The 23632-nt window shown below is 69.5% G+C and carries 16 protein-coding genes and 1 pseudogene; 11 read left to right on the forward strand and 6 right to left on the reverse strand.

The window, feature by feature from the left end; translation table 11 throughout:
* Nucleotides 1-49: 49 nt before the first annotated feature.
* Nucleotides 50-289 carry a winged helix-turn-helix domain-containing protein gene (locus M6G65_RS29505; RefSeq protein ID WP_379010493.1) on the forward strand — a complete coding sequence of 80 codons (240 nt, stop codon included), beginning with the start codon at nucleotides 50-52 and terminating at the stop codon, nucleotides 287-289.
* Nucleotides 290-750: 461 nt separating this feature from the next.
* Here the strand turns inward: M6G65_RS29505 and fdhF are convergent, their stop codons facing one another.
* The 3 genes and pseudogenes from fdhF to M6G65_RS29520 all read right to left on the reverse strand — a co-directional run bounded on the left by fdhF (nucleotide 751) and on the right by M6G65_RS29520 (nucleotide 5875).
* Nucleotides 751-3723 carry a formate dehydrogenase subunit alpha gene (gene fdhF / locus M6G65_RS29510; RefSeq protein WP_250103217.1) on the reverse strand — a complete coding sequence of 991 codons (2973 nt, stop codon included), beginning with the start codon at nucleotides 3721-3723 and terminating at the stop codon, nucleotides 751-753.
* 55 nt (nucleotides 3724-3778) lie between these two features.
* Nucleotides 3779-5498, reverse strand: a pseudogene (locus tag M6G65_RS29515) (NAD(P)H-dependent oxidoreductase subunit E).
* 62 nt (nucleotides 5499-5560) lie between these two features.
* Nucleotides 5561-5875, reverse strand: a complete 315-nt coding sequence (locus M6G65_RS29520) for a hypothetical protein (RefSeq protein ID WP_238194947.1) — start codon at nucleotides 5873-5875, stop codon at nucleotides 5561-5563.
* A 241-nt stretch (nucleotides 5876-6116) separates the two neighbouring features.
* Between M6G65_RS29520 and mobB the strand changes: the two genes are divergently transcribed.
* The 5 genes from mobB (at nucleotide 6117) to chrA (ending at nucleotide 11131) form a co-directional block, all read left to right on the forward strand.
* Nucleotides 6117-6644, forward strand: coding sequence for a molybdopterin-guanine dinucleotide biosynthesis protein B (mobB, locus tag M6G65_RS29525; RefSeq protein ID WP_250104312.1), 528 nt, complete (start codon nucleotides 6117-6119; stop codon nucleotides 6642-6644).
* 4 nt (nucleotides 6645-6648) lie between these two features.
* On the forward strand, nucleotides 6649-7905 hold the full coding sequence (locus tag M6G65_RS29530) for a molybdopterin molybdotransferase MoeA (RefSeq protein ID WP_238194795.1): 1257 nt from the start codon (nucleotides 6649-6651) through the stop codon (nucleotides 7903-7905).
* 192 nt (nucleotides 7906-8097) lie between these two features.
* A complete protein-coding gene (locus M6G65_RS29535) occupies nucleotides 8098-8397 on the forward strand; it encodes an avidin/streptavidin family protein (protein WP_238194796.1) in 300 nt (99 codons plus the stop codon).
* Nucleotides 8398-8627: 230 nt separating this feature from the next.
* Entirely contained in the window at nucleotides 8628-9800 is a 1173-nt protein-coding gene (locus M6G65_RS29540; RefSeq protein ID WP_238194797.1) for a M20 aminoacylase family protein, read from the forward strand.
* Nucleotides 9758-11131: a chromate efflux transporter gene (gene chrA, locus M6G65_RS29545; RefSeq protein WP_238194798.1), complete on the forward strand. Its 1374-nt coding sequence runs from the start codon at nucleotides 9758-9760 to the stop codon at nucleotides 11129-11131. The genes M6G65_RS29540 and chrA overlap by 43 nt, the downstream gene beginning before the upstream one ends.
* A 256-nt stretch (nucleotides 11132-11387) precedes the next feature.
* Here chrA and M6G65_RS29550 read toward each other — a convergent pair whose 3' ends face one another.
* Entirely contained in the window at nucleotides 11388-12788 is a 1401-nt protein-coding gene (locus M6G65_RS29550; protein WP_238194799.1) for a leucyl aminopeptidase family protein, read from the reverse strand.
* 126 nt (nucleotides 12789-12914) lie between these two features.
* On the opposite strand from M6G65_RS29550, the gene M6G65_RS29555 reads away from it, so the two are divergent.
* From M6G65_RS29555 to M6G65_RS29570, 4 genes are all read left to right on the forward strand, one after another.
* Nucleotides 12915-13718, forward strand: coding sequence for a tetratricopeptide repeat protein (locus M6G65_RS29555; RefSeq protein WP_238194800.1), 804 nt, complete (start codon nucleotides 12915-12917; stop codon nucleotides 13716-13718).
* A 575-nt stretch (nucleotides 13719-14293) separates the two neighbouring features.
* Nucleotides 14294-16993 carry an aconitate hydratase AcnA gene (gene acnA, locus M6G65_RS29560; protein WP_250103218.1) on the forward strand — a complete coding sequence of 900 codons (2700 nt, stop codon included), beginning with the start codon at nucleotides 14294-14296 and terminating at the stop codon, nucleotides 16991-16993.
* A gap of 306 nt (nucleotides 16994-17299) precedes the next feature.
* Entirely contained in the window at nucleotides 17300-17986 is a 687-nt protein-coding gene (locus M6G65_RS29565; protein ID WP_238194802.1) for a metal ABC transporter permease, read from the forward strand.
* A 320-nt stretch (nucleotides 17987-18306) separates the two neighbouring features.
* Nucleotides 18307-20004: a methyl-accepting chemotaxis protein gene (locus M6G65_RS29570; RefSeq protein WP_250103219.1), complete on the forward strand. Its 1698-nt coding sequence runs from the start codon at nucleotides 18307-18309 to the stop codon at nucleotides 20002-20004.
* A gap of 55 nt (nucleotides 20005-20059) precedes the next feature.
* Here M6G65_RS29570 and M6G65_RS29575 read toward each other — a convergent pair whose 3' ends face one another.
* Both M6G65_RS29575 and M6G65_RS29580 read right to left on the reverse strand, forming a co-directional pair.
* Nucleotides 20060-20722 carry a 3-oxoacid CoA-transferase subunit B gene (locus tag M6G65_RS29575; protein ID WP_238194804.1) on the reverse strand — a complete coding sequence of 221 codons (663 nt, stop codon included), beginning with the start codon at nucleotides 20720-20722 and terminating at the stop codon, nucleotides 20060-20062.
* A gap of 24 nt (nucleotides 20723-20746) precedes the next feature.
* Nucleotides 20747-21487, reverse strand: a complete 741-nt coding sequence (locus tag M6G65_RS29580; RefSeq protein WP_238194805.1) for a CoA transferase subunit A — start codon at nucleotides 21485-21487, stop codon at nucleotides 20747-20749.
* Nucleotides 21488-21792: 305 nt separating this feature from the next.
* On the opposite strand from M6G65_RS29580, the gene M6G65_RS29585 reads away from it, so the two are divergent.
* Nucleotides 21793-23628: an AsmA family protein gene (locus M6G65_RS29585; RefSeq protein ID WP_250103220.1), complete on the forward strand. Its 1836-nt coding sequence runs from the start codon at nucleotides 21793-21795 to the stop codon at nucleotides 23626-23628.
* The last annotated feature ends 4 nt before the right edge of the window (nucleotides 23629-23632 follow it).

The raw sequence follows: 23632 nt of genomic DNA on the forward strand, positions 1-23632 counted from the left end.
TAGGGACGCCTGCGAGGCGCAGGGGCCTCCAGCGAAGCGGCGGTGGGCATTGGGCGAGGACACGAGCATCAGTTTGCGGATCGAGCTCGGCTCGGACACCTTGCTGGGACCGGGCAAGGCCGCCCTTCTGAGCGGCATCCGCGACACGGGCTCCATCGCCGCCGCAGGGCGCCGGATGGGCATGAGCTACAAGCGAGCCTGGTACCTCATCGATACGTTGAACAAGGCTTTCCAGGAGCCGCTCGTCTTCGCGAGCAAGGGGGACGCCGCGGCGGCGGGGCGGTCCTGACGAGCACGGGCGACACCATCCTCGACAGTTACCTGCGCATGGAGCGGCTCGCTTCAGCTGCCGTGGCGGGCGAACTCGACCTTCTCGCTTCGCTCATGAAACCCGACTCCTAGGATCGAGGATGGCGCGCGGAGGCGCGCCTCCGTCGGGCGCAGTCTCTCGAGGTTAGGCGTCGGCCCGTCATACGGTGTCCGGTTGAATGCTTCGGTCTGTGCAGCCCGCTGCGTCATCGCGAGCGCAGCGAAGCGACCCAGGGCTGCGCGACATCTGTCAGCGCGGCGCCGACTGGACTGCTTCGCTGCGCTCGCAAAGACGGCACCGACCGATCAACCGGAAACGGTATCAGCCCGCGGCTCGGGGCCGGCAGCCCTGCTGCTCCCGGCGCAGCCCGCCGAAGCCTCCTGTGATCCGCCGTCCAAGTCCGGCGGCATGCCTGGGCGCGCCGCCGGAGGTCTCGCCGCCTACTCGGCGGCCATGGGCGTCGCGTGGACGGCGGAGGCCCGGGCCGCGCAGAACTTGAACTCGGGGATCTTGCCCATCGGGTCGAGCGCCGGGTTCGTCAGCAGGTTGGCCGCGGCCTCGGCGTAGCAGAACGGCATGAAGATCATGCCGACCGGCACGTCGCGGTCGGAGCGCACCTTCAGGTGGACGGCGCCGCGGCGCGTCTCCAGCTTCATCGTATCGCCGGGCTCCAGCCCGAGCCGGTAGAGCTCCTTCGGGGCCATGAAGGCGACCGCCTCGGGCTCCAGCGCGTCGAGGACGCCGGCGCGCCGGGTCATCGACCCGGTGTGCCAGTGTTCGAGCACGCGGCCGGTCGACAGGACCATCGGGTAGTCCTCGTCCGGCAGCTCGTCCGGCGGCACCACGGCAGCCGGGACGATCTTCGCGCGCCCGCTCTCCGTGGGAAAGCCGGCGTAGAAGATGATCTCGTTGCCGGGCTTGTCCGGCGCGTCGACCGGGTAGGTCACGGCGCCCTCGCGCTCCAGGCGCTCCCACGTGATGTTGTTGAACGACGGCATCACCATGGCCATCTCGCGGAAGATGTCGGCCGGGCCGCCGTAGTTCCAGGGCAGGCCGAGGCGCTTCCCCAGTTCCTGGATGATCCACCAATCCTGCCGCGCGTCGCCCGGCGGGGACACCACCGGCTGCGAGATCTGCACGCGACGGTCGGTGTTGGTGAAGGTGCCGGCCTTCTCGGCGAAGGCGGAGGCCGGCAGCACCACGTCGGCGTGGAAGGCGGTCTCCGTCAGGAACAGGTCCTGCACGACGAGGTGGTCGAGCATCGCCAACGCGTGCCGGGCGTGGTTCAGGTCGGGGTCGGACATCGCCGGGTTCTCGCCCTCGGCGAACATGCCCTTGATCTCGCCGGCGTGGATCGCGCGCATGATCTCGGCGACGGTGAGACCCCTCTGCGGGTCGAGCTTCTGACCCCAGAACTCCTCGAACATCTCCCGCACCGCGGCCTTCTCGACCGACTGGTAATCCGGGTAGACCATCGGGATCAGGCCGGCGTCGGACGCGCCCTGGACGTTGTTCTGGCCGCGCAGCGGATGCAGGCCGGTGCCCGGACGCCCGATCTGCCCCGTGACGAGGGCGAGCGCGATCAGGCAGCGCGAGTTGTCCGTGCCGTGGACGTGCTGGCTGATGCCCATGCCCCAGAAGATGATCGAGGACTTGGCGCGGGCGTAGAGCCGGGCGACCTCCCGCAGCGTCTCCGCGTCGATGCCGCAGACCGAGGCCATCTTCTCAGGCGTGAACTCGGCGATCTTCTCCTTCAGCGCCTCGAAGTTCTCGGTGTAGCCGGCGATGTACTGCTCGTCGTAGAGCCGCTCCTCGATGATCACGTTGAGCATCGCGTTGAGCATCGCCACGTCCGAGCCGGGCTTGAACGCGAGGTGCTTGTAGGCGTGCCGCGACAGAACCTGCCGGCGCGGGTCCATGACGATCAGCTTGGCGCCGCGCTGCTTCACGGCGTTCTTGAGGAAGGTCGCCGCGACCGGGTGGTTCACGGTCGGGTTGGCGCCGATCACGATGATGACCTCGGCGTCGAGCGCCGCCGAGAACGGCGCCGACACGGCGCCCGAGTTCAGCCCCTCCATGAGGGCGGCCACCGACGAGGCGTGGCACAGCCGGGTGCAGTGGTCGACGTTGTTCGAGCCGAACCCGAGCCGCACCAGCTTCTGGAAGAGGTAGGCCTCCTCGTTCGACCCCTTCGCGGAGCCGAAGCCGGCGAGCGCCTTGCGGCCATGCGTGTCGCGGACCGTCTTGAGGCCGCCGGCGGCGCGGTCGAGCGCCTCCTCCCAGGTCGCCTCGCGGAAGTGCGTCCACGGGTTGGCCGGGTCGACCTGGTCGTTGGCGTCCTTCGGGACGTTGTCCAGGCGGATCAGCGGCGCCGTCAGGCGGTGGGGGTGGTGGACGTAGTCGAAGCCGAAGCGCCCCTTCACACAGAGCCGGTTGTGGTTGGCCGGGCCGTTCACGCCCTCGGCGTAGACGATCTTCTCGTCCTTCACCTTGTAGGAGACCTGGCAACCGACGCCGCAATAGGGGCACAGCGAGGTCACCTCGCGGTCGGGATAGACCGTCCGGGTCTTGTGCTCGGCGTCGAGGTAGGCGGACGGCATCAGCGCGCCGGTCGGACAGGCCTGGACGCACTCGCCGCAGGCCACGCAGGTCGAGCCGCCCATCGGGTCGTCGAAGTCGAACACGACCTTGGTGCCCGCCGAGCGGTAGGCCATGCCGATGACGTCGTTGACCTGGACCTCGCGGCAGGCGCGGACGCAGAGATTGCACTGGATGCAGGCGTCGAGATTGACGCTCATGGCCGGGTGGCTGAAGTCGCCGGTCCAGCGCTCGGCCGCGGGAAAGCGGCTCTCGGATACGTCGAGGAAGTCGGCCTGCACCCAGAAGTGCGATGTCGGGTCGTGCGAGGTCTCGCGCTCGGGCTGGTCGGCCACGAGCAGTTCGAGCACCATAGCGCGCGCCTTGGTGGCGCGCTCGGTCGCGGTCTTGACCTTCATGCCCACGGCCGGCGTGCGCTTGCACGAGGCGGCCAGCACGCGCTCGCCCTCGATCTCGACCATGCAGGCGCGGCAATTGCCGTCCGGACGGTAGCCGGGCTCGGGCTTGTGGCAGAGGTGCGGGATGTGGGTGCCGAGGCGCTTGGCGACGGCCCAGATCGTCTCGCCGGGGCCGGCCTCGACCTGCTGTCCGTCGAGCTCGAAAGCGATGGTCGGGGGTGCGGTCGGCCGCTCCTTCAGATTGTGCAGTCCCGACGGCTCCGGTGCCGCCTGGCCGCCCGCCTTCGCGCCTTCCGAGTAGGAGCCGCCGGCCTCCGGCTTCGGGCCCGACGCGGGGCCGCCTGCATCCTGCAGCCCGTCGGCCCGGATCTCGGACTTCTCGGTCTTGTTGCCGTGCTGTTCGGGGGCGTTGCTCATGCGGCCGCTCCTGGCTCGGACATCGGGGTAGGGTTCGCCAGCGCCATCGGGTGCCTCACTCGGCAGCCGCGGCGCGCGGGGCGGGGAACAGGTCGGGGAAATACTTGATGACGCTGCTGAGCGGGTTCGAGGCGGCTTGGCCCAGGCCGCAGATCGAGGCGTCCCGCATGCACTGGGACAGCTCGCCCAGGAGCTCGGTATCCCAGACGCCCTGCTCCATCAGGATGCGGGCCTTCTGGGTCCCCGAACGGCAGGGGGTGCATTGCCCGCAGCTCTCGTCCTCGAAGAACCGCATCAGGTTCAACGCGGCGCCGCGCACATCGTCCCGGTCCGACAGGATCACGACGGCGGCGGACCCGATGAAGCAGCCGTACTTCTCCAGCGTCCCGAAATCGAGCGGGATGTCGTTCATCGACGCCGGCAGGATGCCGCCCGACGCGCCGCCCGGCAGATAGGCCGCGAAGGTGTGGCCGTCCGCCATGCCGCCGCAATACTCGTCGATGAGTTCTTGGATGGTGAGGCCGGCCGGGGCGAGCTTAACCCCCGGTTCCTTCACCCGCCCCGAGACCGAGTAGGAGCGCAGGCCGACGCGGTCGTTGCGGCCGTGGCTCTTCCACCAATCGCCGCCCCGCTCGATCAGGTCGCGGACCCAGAACAGCGTCTCGATGTTGTTGATCAGCGTCGGACGGTTGAACAGGCCGACCTGGAACGGGAACGGCGGCTTGTGCCGCGGCAGCCCGCGCTTGCCCTCGAGGGACTCGATCAGCGAGGATTCCTCGCCGCAGATGTAGGCGCCGGCGCCGCGGCGCAGGTGGATACGCGGGCCGCCCTCGGGAAGCTTCGCGATCTCGCGCGTCAGGATCTCGCGGGAGATGGGGTACTCGTCGCGCAGGTAGATATAGACCTCCGGCGCCTCGGCGACGTGGGCGCCGATCAGCATGCCTTCGAGGAAGCGGTGCGGGTCGGTGTTGAGGTAGAGCTGGTCCTTGAAGGTGCCGGGCTCGCCCTCGTCCCCGTTGACCGCCATCAGCCGGGGGCCGGGCTCGCCACGCACCGAGCGCCACTTGCGCCCCGTCGGGAAGCCGGCGCCGCCGAGGCCGCGCAGGCCGCCGTCGTCGAGCACCTTCAGGATGTCGTCGACCGGAAGGTCGCCGCTGCGGAGCCGTTCGAGGGTCGCGTAGCCGCCGGCGGCTCGATAGGCATCGTAGTCGACGTAGTCCGGGACGTGGGCGTGCGTGTCGCCGGCCTCGATCGCGGCCCTCACGGACGCGAGGTCGGCCTTGTGCAGGAAGTTGTGCCCGACCTCGACGGCGGGCGCGTGGTCGCACAGGCCGACGCAGGGTGCGCGCACGACGCGGACGGCGTCGGAGGCGAGTTCCCGCTGGAGCGTCTCCAACAATTCGTCGGCGCCGAACATCGCGCAGGTGATGCTGTCGCAGACTCGGACGGTCAGCCTCGGGATGGAGGCGTCACCCTCCTTCACGACGTCGAAATGCGCGTAGAAGGTCGCGGTCTCGAACACCTCGGCGAAGGCCAGGGCCATCTCGTCGGCCAGCGCCGCCAAGTGCTCGGCGCTGATCTGGCCGTAGGTGTCCTGGATCAGGTGGAGGTGCTCGATGAGCAGGTCGCGCTGGCGCGAGCGGGAGCCGAGAAGCTCCTCGATCTCGACCTTCGCCCGCGGCTCGACCTCGGCGCCCCTTGGGCACGCTGCGCGCCTTGTTCCGCCCCCGGCCGGGATGCGAGAAGGTCCTGACTGTCCCCGGTGCCTCACTCATTGCGGTATCTGGTTCTCAACTGCTGGGGCGGGTGGTCGCGGCGTCCTGCGGTTCGGTCGGGTCTACTGGCCGCCGAAGGCCCGGAGCGGCTGGCCGGCCTCGGACCGGTGTTTCATCGCGACGGCTCCCGTCGCCTCGTCCAGGGACGTGACCCTGGGCCCGACGACGGACCGGAGCTCGGTCTCGAATGCGTCGAGGGCGTCGTTCAGGCGGTCCATCAGGGAATTCGGGGCGTCTCCGGCCGGGGAAGCGACCGCTTTCGCGAGCACGTCGCGGACTTGGCCGGCGAGCTCCTGCGTGAGCGGCGGTTTCGCGTCGGCGCAGTAGGCGCCCGTCACGATGTCGGCCCAGTCCGCCGCAGGGGATGCTTGGCCCATGGTCATGCCTGCGCGATCGAGGGAAGGTTGAAGTCGTGCATGGCGTGCCCGTTCGGGTCCGTTGGCGTGGCGTTCGCTCGTGGCATACCAAATGGCAGCCGTTATAGCGCAGGTGTTATATCGTTTTTGAAGGCGTTTCAATTTGCGCGGGGCCGCAGTCACGCGTCCCGGCGGCGTGACTGATGCTTGCCCTGAGCCGTCGAGCGGGGCAGTGGAAACGTCACGAGGGAGGCGGTCAGTGGTGTCCGGCATGCGCTTAATCGGACTTGCCGGGTGGAGCGGGGCTGGCAAGACCAACCTGCTGGTTCGGGCCATCCCCGTGCTCGTCGCCCGCGGGGTGAAGGTGGCGACCATCAAGCACGCTCACCACGACTTCGACACGGACTTGCCCGGGAAGGACTCGTACGAGCACCGCAGGGCGGGAGCGAGCGAGGTTCTCGTGTCGTCGGGTCGCCGGTGGGCCCAGGTCCACGAGCTGCGGGATGAGGAGGAGGCGACCCTGGGTCAGCTCCTGCAGCGGATCAGCCCCTGCGACCTCATCATCGTGGAAGGGTACAAGCGGGAGCCGATCCCCAAGATCGAGGTTCATCGCGCTGGCAACGGCCGCCCGCCCATCCATCCTCTGGACACCACCATCGTGGGCATCGCGAGCGACGTCGCATTTCCGACCTCGGGCATTCCCGTCGTAGATTTGAACGACGCGGAGGCGGTGACGGGGCTGATGCTCGACGTGGCCGTTTCGTTCGAAGACGTCCTCGGGAGGCTCTAGCCGGATGGCCCAGCTCAGCGACGACTGCTTCGCGTTCGGCGGTCCTCTGATGACCATCGAGGATGCGCACGCGCTGTTCGGCGAGCGGCTCGTCGCGGTCGTCGGCACCGAGGACGTTCCCGTTTTGGAGGCGGACGGACGCATCCTGGCCGAGGATTGCGTCGCGCCCATCGACGTCCCGCCGTTCCCCAACTCGGCCGTCGACGGCTACGCGGTCCGTTTCGCGGACCTGCGCGCCTCCGATGCGACGGTGCTGCCGGTCGGGGCGGTCGTCGCGGCCGGCGCGTCGTCCGAGGGCGTGTCGGCGGCGGGCTCGGCTACCCGGATCTTCACCGGGGCCCCGATGCCGGCCGAGGCCGATACCGTCTTCATGCAGGAGGACGTCCACGTCCTGCCCGACGGCCGGGTGTCCTTGCCGCTCGGGCTGAAGCGCGGCGCCAACAGCCGCGACGCCGGCGAGGACGCGGCGAAGGGCTCGTCGATCGTCCCGGCCGGCCGGCGTCTCCGGCCGCAGGACCTGGCTCTGGCGACCGCGGTCGGCCTGCGCACGTTGAAGGTCCGCCGCACCCTGCGGGTCGGCGTGTTCTCGACGGGCAACGAGCTCGTCGAGCCGGGGGCGCCCTTGAGGCCGGGCGCGATCTACGACTCGAACCGCATCCTGCTGCTTGCTCTTCTCCGGCGGATGGGCGTCGCGGCGCGTGACCTCGGCGTCATCCGTGACGACCCGGCGGCACTCGCGGCGAGGCTCTCGGCGGCAGCCGCCGAGCATGACGTGATCCTGACTTCGGGCGGCGTGTCGACCGGCGACGAGGATCACGTGAAGACCGCCGTCGAGACCGTCGGGCGCCTCGTGTTCTGGAGGCTGGGGATCAAGCCGGGACGGCCGGTCGCGATGGGCATGATCGACGGCAAGCCGTTCCTGGGCCTGCCGGGCAACCCGGTGGCTGTCTACGTCACCCTGGTGTTCGTCGTGCGGCCGCTTCTCGCCCGGCTCGCCGGCGAGGCTTACGCGCCGCCGCGCGGATTCACCGTCAGGGCGGCCTTCTCCTATCGGAAGCGCGCGGGCCGCAGGGAGTTCGTCAGGGCCAGCCTCGCTCAGGACGCCGACGGCACCTGGGAAGCCCGGAAGTTCCAGCGCGACGGCGCGGGCATGCTGTCATCGCTCACTGATACCGACGGCCTCGTGGAGCTGGAGGAGGACCGGATCGAGGTCGTGCCGGGCGACATCGTGCGGTTCCATCCGCACGAAGCCCTCTGGTAGCGAAGCCGCACCCAGGGCCTCACCAGACACGAACCGCGCCCGAGCATTGCCGAGCCCGCGCTTCCGTTATATCAAATCTGCTATATCGCTTGTGATTGGCCGTGCGAACGGCCGCTCGGTCGGCGGGCTTGGGCAACGATGTTCGATGGTGTCTGGCGGAGCCAAGCAGGCGCGGAACTTCGCCTCCTCCAGATGGGCGAGGCCGTCTCCGGGACCTACACCGCCGCCAATCCCGGCTTTGCGCAGACGAGTCGAAGCCGCATCCTCGTCGGCACGGCCGAGGGCGACATCATCGGCTTCGTGACCAGCACGTCGTCGCCACAGGAAATCACGGCCTGGACCGGGCGTCTCGTCCGGGCCGACGAAAAAACGGCCGAGGAGATCCACGCGGTCTTCCATGCCGTCGAACGGTGTGCGCAGCCGAAGGCCGTGGACAGTCACATCGCGCTCGAAACGACCATCTTCTCAAAGGTCGAGAACGCCTGTTCATAAAGGCAGAGCCTTGTCCCTCCTCGATCTTGTTCTGAGGAACGGGAGGCGAAATCGAAGCGACGCGCGGTCGGCGCATCGATTGCCGACAAACATCGGCTTTCCCTCACCGCAACCGTTCCTAACCCCAGCACAGGACGCGCCGCAGCCTCGCCGAGCGCGGCCGTTGACGCCGGCTCTGGCCCCGGCTTTGCTGGAGGCCGAAACCCCAAGGCCACGAGAGCCCCAACCCAATGCCCGTCCTCGAACGGATCCGCGACTTCGCCGACACGATGCAGGCGTGGCGCCACGACCTGCACGCCCATCCCGAGCTGCTCTACGACGTGGAGCGGACGGCCGGATTCGTCGCCGAGAAACTCCGGACCTTCGGCTGCGACGAGGTGGTGACCGGCATCGGCCGCACCGGTGTAGTGGGCGTGATCCGCGGCAGGGGCCGCGGCTCCAACCGCGCCATCGGCCTGCGCGCCGACATGGACGCCCTGCCCATCCAGGAGGTGCGGGATCTGCCCTACCGCTCCACCGTCCCGGGCATGATGCACGCCTGCGGCCATGACGGGCACACGACCATGCTCCTCGGGGCCGCCAAGTACCTCGCCGAGACCCGCGAGTTCGACGGCGCCGCCGTGCTGATCTTCCAGCCTGCCGAGGAGGGCGGCGGCGGCGGCGAGGCCATGGTCGAGGACGGGCTGATGGAGCGGTTCGGCGTCGAGTCGGTCTACGGGATGCACAACATCCCCGGCATGAAGGTCGGCACCTTCGCGGTTCGGCCAGGGCCGATCATGGCCTCCACCGACCGCTTCACCATCACCATCGAGGGCCGGGGTGGCCACGCGGCCCTGCCGCAGAACGCCGTCGACAGCGTGCTGGTGTCGAGCCACGTGATCATCGCCCTGCAGAGCATCGTGTCGCGCAACCTCGACCCGGTGCAGTCCGCGGTGGTCTCGGTCTGTACCCTCGAAGCCGGCGAGGCCTTCAACGTGCTGCCGCAGACCGTGACCCTGCGGGGCACCGTGCGCACTCTGTCCCAGGCGGTGCGGACGCAGGTCCGGACGCGGATCGAGACTCTGGTGGCCGAGATCGCCGCGGGTTTCGGCGCGACCGGCGTCACCGAGTTCGGCGGCAGCTACCCGGTCACCGAGAACCATCCGGCCGAGACGGTTTTCATGGCCGACGTCGCCGAGGCTGTGGTCGGTGGGGAGAACGTCGACCGCGCGGTGGCGCCGATGATGACCGCCGAGGACTTCTCCTACATGCTCGAGCGCCGCCCCGGCGCCTACATGTTCATCGGCAACGGCGACAGTGCCTCACTCCACCACCCGCATTACGACTTCAACGACGCGGCCGCGCCGTACGGGGCTTCCCTGTGGGCGCGCCTGATCGAGACGGGGCTGCCGCTCACGGCCTGAAACGCCTGCCGACCCTCGCCGAGGCCGTCCCGGTCTGGCTGCGGGTGGCGGCCCTGTCGTTTGGCGGCCCGGCCGGGCAGATCGCCGTGATGCACCGCATCCTGGTGGAGGAGCGGCGCTGGATCTCGGAGCGCCGCTTCCTGCACGGGCTCGGCTTCTGCACGCTCCTGCCCGGGCCGGAGGCGCAGCAGCTCGCGACCTATATCGGCTGGCTGATGCACGGGCCCGCGGGCGGCCTCGTGGCGGGCGGGCTGTTCGTCCTGCCGGGGCTCCTCGCCCTGATGGCGCTGAGCTGGCTCTACGTGCTGTACGGCCATGTCGATGTCGTCGCCGGCCTGTTCTTCGGGCTGAAGGCGGCGGTGCTGGCGATCGTGCTGCACGCCCTCTGGCGGCTCGGCGGCCGCGCCCTGCGCGACCGAACGGACCGGCTCATCGCCCTCGCGGCCTTCGTGGCGATCTTCGCGCTGGCCGTGCCGTTCCCGCTGGTGGTCATCGCGGCCGGCCTGCTGGGCCTCGCCCGCGGCCGGCGCCCGGCCCCCGAGACCGATGCGGCGCCCGCGGACGAGGCGGACGTGATCATCGGCGAGGCGGCGCTGCCGCGGGAGCGCGTCGGCGCCGCGGCCTCGCTGCGCGTGGCCGCCCTCTGGCTGGCGATCTGGCTCCTGCCGGTGGCGGCGCTGCTCGTTTTGCCCGGCGTGCCGCCGGTCTTCGGCCAGACGGCCCTGTTCTTCTCCAAGATGGCGCTCGTCACCTTCGGGGGCGCCTACGCGGCCCTGGCCTACGTGGCCCAGCAGGCGGTGGAGCATTATGGCTGGCTGCAGCCCGGCGAGATGCTCGACGGGCTCGGGCTCGCCGAGACCACCCCCGGCCCGCTGATCATGGTGCTCCAGTTCGTGGGCTTCCTGGCGGGCTTCCGGGCGCCCGGCACCCTGCCGCCGCTCGTCTCCGGGACGCTCGCGGGGCTCCTCACCACCTGGGTCACCTTCGTGCCGTGCTTCCTGTGGATCTTCGCCGGCGCGCCGCTGATCGGGCGCCTGCGCGGCAGCCGCCGGCTGGCGGGCGCGCTCTCGGCGATCACCGCCGCGGTGGCGGGGGTGATCCTCAATCTCGCAGTGTGGTTCGGATTGCGGACGCTGTTCACCCAGGTGGAGACGGTTCCGCTCGGGCCGCTGCGCCTCGACCTGCCGGTGCCGACGAGCCTCGACCCAGCCGCTCTGGCGCTGACGCTCGCCGCCATCCTGGCGGTGTTCCGCTTCGGGCTCGGCACGCTGCAGACCCTGGCGCTGTGCGCCGGGGCCGGGATGCTGCTGCGGCAGGCGGGGCTCGCTTGAGCCGCGCCGTCATCGCGCGCGGCAATCCGATAATTCGATGCCCGAAAGGACCCAAAGCGCGCCATCACAGCCCGTCATCCCGGGGCCGCGCAGCGGAGCCCGGGATCCAGAGCCGCCGAGGCGCCCGATCATGGGCGACGGAGTCTCTGGGTTCCGGGCTCGCCTTCGGCGCCCCGGAACGACGAGGGTGATCCGGTTTGCGCACGGGCGCTGATACGGCTCGACCGTTGCCTCCGCCCTTGGCGCCGAGGACGGATCAGCCGCCGTAGCGCGCCTTCAGAAGTGCGTAGGTCAGCCGCGCGGTCTGGACCTCGCCGCCCTCCGGGCGACCGGGCTTCGTGGACGGGTTCCAGCCGTAGAGGTCGAAATGGCCGTGGGCCTTGGTCTTCGGCGCGAAGCGGCGCAGGAACAGGGCGGCGGTGATGGCACCCGCGAACGGGCCGCCCGAGACGTTGTTGAGATCGGCCACCTTGGAGTCGAGCAGGCTCGCGTAGGGCGCGTGCAGCGGCATGCGCCAGACCGGGTCGATCGCCCGCAGCCCGGCCTCCGCCACGGCGCCGGCCAGAGCCTCGTCCTCGGTGAAGAAGGCCGGGAGGTCCGGCCCGAGCGCCACGCGCGCCGCACCCGTGAGCGTCGAGAAGTCGAGGATCAGCTCCGGGCCCTCCGCGTCCGCCAGGGTCAGCGCGTCGGCGAGGATCAGCCGGCCCTCCGCGTCGGTGTTGCCGATCTCGACGCTGAGGCCGGCCCGGCTCGGCAGCACGTCGCCCGGGCGGAAGGCGTTCCCGGACACCGCGTTCTCCACAGCGGGGATCAGCACGCGCAGGCGCAGGTTCAGGCCGGCGCCCATCACCATGTCGGCGGCGGCCAGCGCCGCGGCGGCGCCGCCCATGTCCTTCTTCATCAGCAGCATCGCGGCGGACGGCTTGATGTCGAGACCACCGGTATCGAAGGCGACGCCCTTGCCGACCAGGGTCACGCGCGGCGCCTCAGCCGGTCCCCAGGTCAGGTCGATCAGACGCGGCGCCCGCGGCGAGGCGGCGCCGACCGCCTGGATCAGCGGAAACTCCCGTTCCAGGGCATCGCCCTGCGTGACGCTGACGGCGGCACCGTGGCGCGCGGCGAGCGCCCGCGCGGCGGCCTCGATCGCGTCGGGCCCGAGATCGTTGGCCGGCGTGTTGACGAGATCGCGGCCCAGCGCCATCGCGGCGGCGATCCGCTCCACCTCGGCGGCATCAATGCCGGCCGGCGCCGCGAGGCGCGCCTTGGTTCCGCCCGCGGAGCGATAGCGGCCGAACCGGTAGCTTCCCATCAGCCAGGCGAGGGCGGCCTCGGCGGGTTCGGGCGCATTCTCCAGGCGGAAGGTGCCCTCGGGCAGCAGGCCGGGCAGCTTGCCGGCGAGCAGCCGGTCGTAGGCTCCCGCCTCGGGATCACCGAGGCCGAACAGCACTCGGGCGAGGGTGCCATCCGGGCCGGGCAGCAGGGCGAGGCTGCCCGCCTTCGGCTTGAACCCGACGGCGTGCGCGAAGCTGCGCTGGAGCGGCGCCAGGGCAGCCTCGGCCTCCACCCAGGTCGCCGTGGTCACCAAGGTGACCGGCACGGCCGGCGTGTCGCCGGGCAGCAGGGCGGGCGTCGATGCCTGGGTATCGGCCTGGGTCATGTGCCTCTCATGCGCCGCCGAGACCGGCGGCTTAACCGGTGATTAGGGTTAATGCTCTATCACCGGCCGGCCGGGGGCGTGAAGCACGCGCCAGAGTCCTCGGCTGAGCTGGCGGCGGAGCGCACGATGATGACGGCCCTGATCCGGGTCCCGGGACCTGCGGCATCCGCCGGACGCCGCGTAACGCTCATGGCGATGTTCGTCGCCCTCGGGCTCGCCGGCTGCAACACCCGCTCCCCCGAGACCACAGGCTCGATCGGCGAGCTGGGCGGACGGCCGCCGGCCGCGCGTCAGGAGACGGCGTCCCTGGCCGAGCGCTTCAACGCCAATCCCGGCGATGCCCGCGCGGCGATCGCCTATGCCCGCGCCCTGCGGGCGAACGACCAGATCAGCCAAGCCTCGGCGGTCCTGCAGCAGGCGGCCCTGCGCAACCCGCGCGACACGGCGCTCCTCGGCGCCTACGGCAAGTCGCTGGTCGAGGCCGGCCGCTTCCGGGAGGCGATCGACGTGCTCGCCAACGCCCATTCGCCGGCCGCGCCCGACTGGCGCATCCTGTCGGCGCAGGGCTCGGCCTCCGCGCAGCTCGGCGAGCAGGCCCGTGCACAGAGCTTCTACGAGGCCGCCCTCAAGATCCGACCGAACGAGCCTTCGCTCCTGTCCAATCTCGGCCTGTCCTACGCGCTGTCGCGCAACCTCGACCAGGCCGAGCAGACCCTGCGGCTCGCTGCCGATCAGCCCGGCGCCGATGCGCGGGTGCGGGCGAATCTCGCCATGGTGCTGGGTCTCAAGGGCCGCTTCGCCGATGCCGAGGCGCTCCTGCGCCGCGACATGAGCCCCGAGGAGGCGGCCGCCAATGTCGCATCCCTGCGCAAGCTCGCGGCCCAGCCGAACCGGTCCAAGGCGCTGCCGGGGGTAAGCGTCCCGGGCTAGGGCCGAGACGGCTTCGCCTCAATCGACCTTGTGAGCGGAGCGAAGCAATCCAGGGCAGCCGCGCCGTCATTCCGGGTCGCCCCTGGCGAGCCCGGACCCGCCGGGGCACGCCGGAGGCGGGCAATCCAGAACCGCTTTCGGTGCCGGGACTTGGCGGGTCGGCGGGTCTGGATCCCGGGCTCCGCTGCGCGGCCCCGGGACGACGGGCTGACGCGGCTGCGACGCGACCACACCGGGAGACGGGGATGGTGCCCCGTTCCGAGATCGCACGGCAGACCTGAACGTCCGTCGCAGCCAGTCACGGCCGGCCGCCTCCGCTCGTCCATCGTATCTCCGACAGGAAAACGCGCCTGTCATCGCGACCCGGTAGCGGCCAGATTCGAAAAGTTCTATATCCCTCCCTGGCTGCGCCGCGCGGCTCCACGGGCGTCCAAATCGCCCCCGCGCATCGTCTCCTGCCCGGGCACTCCCGGGGCGGCGCGCGCCCGTCGGGCGCTACACAGGCCGAACACAACTTCGTAGCGCAGGTCTTGCCTGCGCGTGTTCGACAACCCGCAGCGAGGATAGAACCAGCCGTGCCCTCACTCGACAGCTTCAAGGCCCGCCAGACGCTCGAAGCCGGCGGCAAGACCTACACCTACTATTCCATTCCGGCGGCCGAGAAGAACGGCCTCGCCTCCGCAGCCGCGCTGCCCTTCTCCATGAAGGTCATTCTGGAGAACCTGCTGCGCTACGAGGACGATCGCTCGGTCAAGAAGGCCGATATCGAGGCCGCCGTCGGCTGGCTCGACCAGAAGGGCAAGGCCGAGGTCGAGATCGCGTTCCGCCCGTCTCGCGTGCTGATGCAGGATTTCACCGGCGTGCCGGCGGTGGTCGACCTCGCGGCCATGCGCGACGCCATGGTGGCGCTCGGCGGCGATCCGCAGAAGATCAACCCGCTGGTGCCGGTCGATCTCGTCATCGACCACTCGGTCATCGTCGACGAGTTCGGCACCCCGAAGGCGCTGGCCGACAACGTCGCGCTGGAATACGAGCGCAACGGCGAGCGCTACACCTTCCTGAAGTGGGGCCAATCGGCCTTCGACAACTTCTCGGTGGTGCCCCCGGGCACCGGCATCTGCCACCAGGTCAATCTGGAATACCTGTCGCAGACCGTCTGGACGAAGTCCGAGAACGGCTCCGACGTGGCCTACCCGGATTCGCTGGTCGGCACCGATTCGCACACCACCATGGTCAACGGCATGGCGGTGCTGGGCTGGGGCGTCGGCGGCATCGAGGCCGAGGCGGCCATGCTCGGCCAGCCGCTGTCGATGCTGATCCCCGAGGTCGTGGGCTTCAAGCTGTCGGGCAAGCTGCCCGAGGGCACCACCGCCACCGACCTCGTGCTCACCGTCACCCAGATGCTGCGCAAGAAGGGCGTGGTCGGCAAGTTCGTGGAGTTCTACGGCCCCGGCCTCGGCGACATGGCGGTCGCCGACCGGGCCACGATCTCCAACATGGCCCCCGAATACGGCGCGACCTGCGGCTTCTTCCCGGTCGACCAGAAGACCATCGACTTCCTGAAGGTCACCGGCCGCTCCGACGACCGAATCGCCCTGGTCGAGGCCTACGCCAAGGCGCAGGGCATGTGGCGCGACGCCAGCACGCCCGACCCGGTCTTCACCGACACGCTGGAGCTCGACATGGGCGAGGTCCGGCCCTCGCTGGCCGGCCCGAAGCGCCCGCAGGACCGGGTGCTGCTGGACGGCGCCAAGCCGGGCTTCGCGGCCTCCATGGAAACCGAGTTCAAGAAGGCGGCCGATCTCGCCCGCCGCTACCCCGTCGAGGGCACCAACTTCGACATCGGGCACGGTGACGTGGTGATCGCGGCGATCACGAGCTGCACCAACACGTCGAACCCCTCGGTGATGATCGGCGCCGGGCTGCTCGCCCGCAACGCCGTCGCCAAGGGCCTGCGCTCGAAGCCGTGGGTGAAGACCTCGCTCGCGCCCGGATCGCAGGTGGTCGGCGAATACCTGGAGAAATCCGGCCTGCAGGAGCCGCTCGACGCCCTCGGCTTCAACCTCGTGGGCTTCGGCTGCACGACCTGCATCGGCAATTCCGGCCCGCTGCCGGAGGCGATCTCGAAGGCGATCAACGACAACGACGTCGTCGCCGCCGCGGTGCTCTCGGGCAACCGCAACTTCGAGGGGCGCGTGAACCCCGACGTGCGGGCGAACTACCTCGCCTCGCCGCCGCTGGTCGTCGCCTACGCGCTCGCCGGCTCGCTCCAGATCGACATCACCACGGAGCCGCTGGGCCAGGGTTCGGACGGCAAGCCGGTCTACCTGAAGGACATCTGGCCGACCTCGGCCGAGGTGCAGCAGTTCATCGAGGAGAACATCACCTCGGCGCTATTCAAGTCGCGCTACGCCGACGTGTTCGGCGGCGACCAGAACTGGAAGGACGTCCAGGTCACCGAGGCCGAGACCTTCGCGTGGAACCCGGGCTCCACCTACGTGCAGAACCCGCCCTACTTCGTCGGCATGGAGAAGACCCCGAAGCCGGTGGAGGACATCGCGGATGCCCGCATCCTCGGCCTGTTCCTCGACTCGATCACCACCGACCACATCTCGCCGGCGGGCAACATCCGCGCGGCCTCGCCGGCCGGCGCCTACCTGCAGTCGCACCAAGTGCGCGTGCAGGACTTCAACCAGTACGGCACGCGACGCGGCAACCACGAGGTGATGATGCGGGGCACCTTCGCCAACATCCGCATCAAGAACCAGATGGTGCGGGACGAGGCGGGCAACGTGGTCGAGGGCGGGTGGACGCACTTCCAGCCCTCGGGCGAGAAGATGTTCATCTACGACGCGGCGCAAAAATACGCCGAGCAGGGCACGCCGCTCGTCATCTTCGCCGGCAAGGAGTACGGCACCGGCTCGTCGCGCGACTGGGCGGCGAAGGGCACGAAGCTGCTGGGCGTCCGCGCCGTGGTGGCGGAGAGCTTCGAGCGCATCCACCGCTCGAACCTCGTCGGGATGGGCGTGGTGCCGCTGGTCTTCCAGGGTGACACGAGCTGGCAGTCGCTCGGCCTGAAGGGTGACGAGACCGTCACCATCAAGGGCCTCGCCGGCGAGCTGAAGCCCCGCCAGACGCTGATTGCGGAGATCAAGTCCTCCGACGGTTCGGTGAAGCAGGTCCCGCTGACCTGCCGGATTGATACCCTCGACGAGCTGGAGTATTTCCGCAACGGCGGCATCCTTCCCTACGTGCTGCGCTCCCTCGCGGCCTGATCAGATCGGGTCCTTCCAGAGAGGCGATCGCAGCCGATCCGTCATCCCGGGGCCGCGCAGCGGATCCCGGGATCCAGATCCGCCGCGGTGTCAGAATGGGCACCGCTGTGGTTCCGGTTTTAGGGCTCGCCTTCGGCGCCCCGGAATGACGGTGCGAGGCGCCGGCCCAGCCCAGGCAGCATGAGGTGGCGCTCAATCGGGCGCCGCCTCATTTGTTTTCCAGATCGCGCATTTCGTTTGCGCACAACCTTGTTTGCCGTGCGCAGCGCCCCATAACCCGGCTCCTGAAGCCAGGATGGGACCTCGATGAAGCACCTCAGCAAGACCCTCGTCGCCGCCGGCCTGACGGCTCTCCTGTCGAGCGCCGCCTTCGCCGCGCAGGTCGAGCGCGTCCGCGGCACCGTCGACAAGGCCGACGGCAGCACGGTCACGATCAAGACCGACGACGGCAAGTCCGAGACCGTCGATGTGAGCGGCGCGAAGTTCGCCTGGGTGGTCCCGTCGAGCCTCGACCAGATCAAGGACGGTGTCTTCATCGGCACCGCCACCAAGGGCGAGAACCCGATGACCGCCCTGGAGGTGGTCCTCTTCCCAGAATCGATGCGCGGCACCGGCGAGGGCCATTACGGCTGGGACACGATCACCGACCAGACCGCGGGCGCCGGCGCCAAGGTGAAGAGCGCCATGACCAACGGCACGGTGAAGGCCGAGACGTCGAACGCGCCGAAGGTGAAGAGCGCCATGACCAACGGCACGGTGAAGGCCGACAAGGCGGCCTCGGGCGGCGAGCGCACCTTGACGGTGAGTTACGGCAAGGACGGCTCCAAGGAGATCGTGGTGCCGTCCTCGGCGCCGATCGTCGCCTTCGAGCCGGCCGACAAGGCGATCCTGACCCCCGGCTCGAAAGTCTTCGCGGTGGTCGCCAAGGACGGCAGCAAGGCGGAGGGCAAGCTCGTGGCGGTCGGCAAGGATGGCCTGACCCCGCCGATGTAGGCAGGAGCGCAGGACGCCCTCTTAACCCAATCCCATCATTCGGCGGCCGCCATGCTTCCCGTTGAGGCACGGCGACCGCCGCGACGTGCCGCTTGCGTTGACATTACGACCTGCCATCTCGCGACTGAACCAGTGTGCAAAATTATTTCACAGACTCGGGCGCCATAAAATCCGGCTGGTCTTCGTTGTGTGCCCGACTTGCGGAGTATGTTCAAAGACATTTAACCCATAGTTCGCGGTATTTCTCCTAGGTTTGCTGGACATCTAGTTTTTTGAATCATAAAGATCCGCGCGTTTGAGCCCGTAATGCGAGACGTGTCATGTCTATGCTTCGCGACGCCAGGATCTTCATCAAAGTTATGCTGCCTATTCTTCTGGTCGCCGTGATCTCCGGCGGTCTGATCGCATACGCGCGGCTGAACATGTTGAGCTTATCGTCTCAGATGCGTCGGATCGTCGACGTCGAGGCTCAGCATCTCAATCTGATGTTGCGATTCCGGGTCGTGGTCGGCGATCTGGCCACGCACGTTCGGGATCTGATTATCGAGACCGGCGAGAAGGAAATGGCGGCCTACAAGGCGCGGTCCGATCAAAGTCGAGCGCGTGCAGACACATTGCTGCAGCAATTGATTGCCTTGCCGGATGATGACGCGCAACACGCTGCGGATGTGCGTCTTCGGGCAAAATTCGCCGATTTCTTATCTGCGCTCGATCACGTGTCCGCGCGTGCTCTCGTGAACGACAACGTGACGGCCAGAACTATCCTGATCAACGAAGCGGTTCCGATCAGTGTTGAGATGAACAGCATCGTGCGTGCGCAGCTCGAAACGCTGGAAAGCGCGCTGCAGGCGGTGCGTGACCAATCCGATCATGAAGTCGAGCGGTCCGTGACCATGCTGGTCATTGCCACCGTCCTCGGTCTCCTCTCTGCGATCGGTGTCGCCGGCCTCGTCGTCCGCGTCGGGGTCACCGGTCCGCTGCGTGGCTTGCGTGGCGTCCTGCAGCGTATGGCTCAGGGGGATGTGGAGATCGCGATCCCACAGGCGGCCCGTGCCGACGAGATCGGGGCGGTGGGCCGGGCCGTCGGCGATATCAAGCAGTTGGTTGCCCAGCAGGCCAAGGAGCAGGCCGAGATGCGTCAACGAGCCGCCGTCGCAGCCGAAGCGGGGCGCAAGCGTGCCATGAGCGAACTTGCGGACACGTTCGAGCAGACGATCGGCGGGGTCGTGGACGTGGTCTCGTCCTCCGCTACGCAGCTGTACGCGACGGCCGAGATGTTGACAGCCACGGCCGCGGACTCGGCCGCGCAATCCAGTACCGTTGCGGCGGCGGCCGGGCAGGCGGCCGCCAACGTCGAGACGGTCGCGGCCGCTGCCGAGGAACTCGGTTCGTCCATCCAGGAGATTGGGCGCCAGATCGCAGCTTCGGTCGGCCTCGCCCGGAACGCGGTCGGCGAGGCCGGTGCGACAACGCAATTCGTCAACACCCTGCACGAATCCTCGCACCGGATCGGCGAGATGGTCGGATTGATTGCTGATATCGCGAGCCAGACCAATCTCTTGGCGCTGAACGCGACGATTGAGGCTGCCAGGGCGGGAGCGGCCGGGCGCGGCTTCGCGGTGGTCGCGGCCGAGGTGAAGGCTCTGGCTGAGCAGACCGCCAAGGTCACCGCGGCGATCACCGGGCAGATCGGCGAGGTTCGGTGCGCCACCGGACAGGCCGTCACGGCGATCGGCACGATCACGGCGCGGATCGGCGAGATCAACGGTGTGGCGGCGACGATCGCTGCTGCGGTCGAGCAGCAGGGCGCCGCGACCAGCGAGATCGTGCGCAACGTCAGCGAAGCATCAGCCGGCACCGGAGAGGTGACGACCAACATCGCCATCGTCGCCGAGGCCTCGGGTCAGACGGGGACGGCTGCCACGCAAGTCCTTGGCGCCGCCTCGGAGATGTCGAGTCAGGCCGATCGGCTGAGATCCGAGGTGATCCGTTTCCTCGACAGCGTGCGTGCGGCCTGATCGGCGGGCATCCCTGGACGGGAGCCGCCGACGCGCGGCCCCCGTCCGAAATCGGTCATCCCTTAAGGGCGGTCGTGAAATCCGCCCCGGTCTTCGACCGGATCTCGTCCTCGGTGACGCCGTCGGCGAGCTCGATGAGCTTCATGCCGCCGTCGCCCTTCTTGTCGATCTCGAACACGCCGAGATCGGTGATCACCAGATCGACCACCTGCGTGCCGGTGAGCGGCAGGTCACAGGCCTTCAGGAGCTTCGGGCTCTCGGTGCCGTCCTTGTTCTTGGCGACGTGCTCCATGACCACGACGACGCGCTTGACGCCCGCCACCAAGTCCATGGCGCCGCCCATCCCCTTCACCATCTTGCCGGGGATCATCCAGTTGGCGAGGTCGCCGTTGCCGGCCACCTGCATGGCGCCGAGGATCGACAGGTTGATGTGTCCGCCGCGGATCATCCCGAACGAATCGGCCGAGGAGAAGTAGCTCGTCGTCGGCAGGGCGGTGATGGTCTGCTTGCCGGCGTTGATCAGGTCCGGGTCCTCCTCCCCCTCATAGGGGAAGGGGCCCATGCCGAGCATGCCGTTCTCCGACTGGAGCTGCACCGACATCCCCTCGGGAATGTAGTTCGACACCAGCGTCGGGATGCCGATGCCGAGGTTCACGTAGAAGCCGTCCTCCAGCTCCTTGGCGGCGCGCGCCGCCATCTGCTCGCGGGTCCAGGCCATATCGTTCGCTCCCTTCCCGTCCGATCAGTGCGTGCCGCCGCCGGCCGCCGCGGCCGGGGTGCTGTCGCCGCGCTTGCGCGTGGTGCGCTGCTCGATGCGCTTGTCGCGCACGCCCACGTTAATGATGCGCTTCACGAAGATGCCGGGCGTGTGGATCGTGTCCGGATCGATCTCGCCCGGCTTCACGAGGTGCTCGACCTGCGCCACCGTCATCTTGGCCGCGGTGGCCATCATCGGGTTGAAGTTGCGGGCGGTCATCCGGTAGCGGAGGTTGCCCTCGGTGTCGCCGGTATGGGCGTGGACCAGGGCGATGTCGGCGAACAGGCCGCGCTCCATCACGTACTGCTCGCCGTCGAACTCGCGGACCTCCTTGCCCTCGGCGACCTTGGTGCCGACGCCGGTCTTGGTGAAGAAGGCCGGGATGCCGGCGCCGCCGGCGCGGATCCGCTCGGCCAGCGTGCCTTGCGGGTTGAACTCGATCTCCAGCTCGCCGCCGAGATACTGGCGGGCAAATTCCTTGTTCTCGCCGACATAGGACGAGATCATCTTCCGCACCTGGCGCGTGTCGAGGAGCTTGCCGAGGCCGACGCCGTCGATGCCGGCATTGTTCGAGACGACCGTCAGGCCCTTGACGCCCGAGAGGCGCACCGCCTCGATCAGTTCATCCGGGATGCCGCACAGCCCGAAGCCGCCGCACATCACCATCATGTCGTCGCGCAGGAGCCCAGCCAAGGCCGCGGCGGCATCCGTGTAGACCTTCTTCATCGAACCGTCCTTTTCCCGCCGGGCCTGACCGGCCGAAACTTTGGCAAGCGCGTTTCCTCGCGCCTGCTGTTCCCGATTCCGCCGTCGAAATCCAGTGCTGCGCCGCGCGAGCTGGTGCGGTCCGGGTTGATCCGTAACCGCCGCGGCCTGGGGAGGGATCGGCGGCTTCGCGCAGGTCCGGCAGACAAACGCCGCGAAGGGCGCTAGAACACCCCCTCGACGTGCAGACCCTGCCGGGCCGCGACGGCTTGAGGGGGCCTGTCGCGGCACCCGGCTTCCGGCCGCAGCCGCGGCCCGTCCGGAGCATGATGTCGCTGCGCCGCCCGACCCTTGTCCTCGCTCTCGGGAGCCTGATCGTTGCCGGCCTCGGCCTGCGCGACTGGCCGGTCGACGGCGGCCGGGCGACGGCCTTCGTCAGTCAGGCCCTCGACGCCTACGGGCTCACCCTCAGCGCGCAGGGACCTGCGAGCCTGACCGTGCTGCCGCTGCCGCGCCTCACCCTCGGCCGCGTGCGGGTCGCGGCCGGGACCGCGGGACCGGCCCTGGTGGAGGAAGGCCGCCTGAGCATCGACCTCGATCCGTTCAGCCTGCTCGGCGGCCGCGCGGCCATCGGCGGGCTGCGCCTCGAAGGCGCGCGCCTGTCGGGGGAGGCCGCCGCCTGGAGCGGGCCCCTGGGGCGCCTCGGCGCGCAGGTCCGGTCCGATGTCACGGCCCGGCCGCGCCGGATCATCGTGACCGGCGCGCGGATCGCGCAGGGCACGGAGGTCCGGGATCTCGATCTGGACCTCGCATGGCCGTTCTGGAGCGGGTCGGCCGAGGGACACGCGACGCTGACATGGCGGGGCGTCCCGACGCAGGTCGCGCTCACGCATCTCCGGCCGGCCGACATGGCCCTGGGCGGGCGCAGCCCGTTCACCGCCGACGTGACATGGCCGGGCGGCAGCTTGGCGGCGGATGGGACCGTGGAGGCGTCTTCGGAGACAGCCGCGCTGCCCAACCTCAGGGGCCAAGTGCGTTTCGAGACCCGCGCGCTGCCGGAGACCCTGTCGTGGATCGGCTGGGACGTCCCGCTCTCGCCGCTGGCGGGCGTGGTCTCGGTCGCCGGCCGCTTCGAGACGGCGGAACGGTCCGTGTCCTGGCCGAGCCTGCGGGTCGGATTCGGTCAGAACGTGCTGGAGGGCGCGGGTGCCGTCGCGCTCGGCCCGGGCGAGGCGCCGCGGCTGTCAGTCCAGGCGACGCTGGCGGCCGAGACGCTCGATCTCGCGCCCCTGGTCGGTGATCTCGTGCGGCTGTCGGAGCCGGAAGGCGTGCCGCTGGCCTTGGCGCCGTTCACCCAGGGCGATCTCGACCTGCGTCTGTCGGCGGCCGATGCGCGGGTCGGACCGGTTCCGGTGCAGGACCTCGCGGCGAGCGTCCTTGTTCGGGACGCCGCGATGGAGGTCGCGGTGAATCGGGCGCGCGTGCAGGAGGGCACCTTCAAGGGACGGATGACCCTGGCGAGCGGGGCCGACCCGGCCGAGACCGAGATGCGCCTGCAGGGAAGCGTAGACCACCTCGATCTCGGGAGCCTGTCCGGCGACATGGGGGCCGGGCGCTGGGTGGGGGGACCCGTGCAGGGGCAGTTCTCCCTGGACTCGAGCGCCCGGGACAGCGCCGGCCTCCTGGCGCATCTCGGCGGACGGGCGGCGCTGTCCGTCGAGGGCGGCGCGATCGCCGGCCTCGACCTCGCCGACGTCATCCACCGCAACGGCGCCATCGCGCCCGGCGCGCTCGCGCGCCGCAACAGCCGGACCGCGTTCGAGCGCGCCGCCATCACCCTGCGCTTCACCGACGGGATCGGCGAGATCACCGAGGCGGGCTTGGTCGGTCCGAGCGTCGGCGCGACCCTGCATGGTCAGGTCTCGCTTCCGGATCGGCGGCTCGACGCCAGGGGCAATCTCGCCCTGCGACCCGCGTCCGCCCCGCCGCGCGGTCTGCTGTTCGCCGTTTCGGGACCCTGGAGCGCACCGGCCGTCCAGATCCTGGCGCATGGCGAGGCCGCGGAAGCCGCGAGCCGGCCCGGCGAGGCGATGCTGCCTGAGAGCCTCAAGCAGCCGGCCACCCTCGGCCTGCACGGCAATGCCCGCGCCTATGCCCCGTAGCACC

This window comes from Methylobacterium tardum (genome assembly GCF_023546765.1).
GTDB lineage: Bacteria > Pseudomonadota > Alphaproteobacteria > Rhizobiales > Beijerinckiaceae > Methylobacterium > Methylobacterium tardum.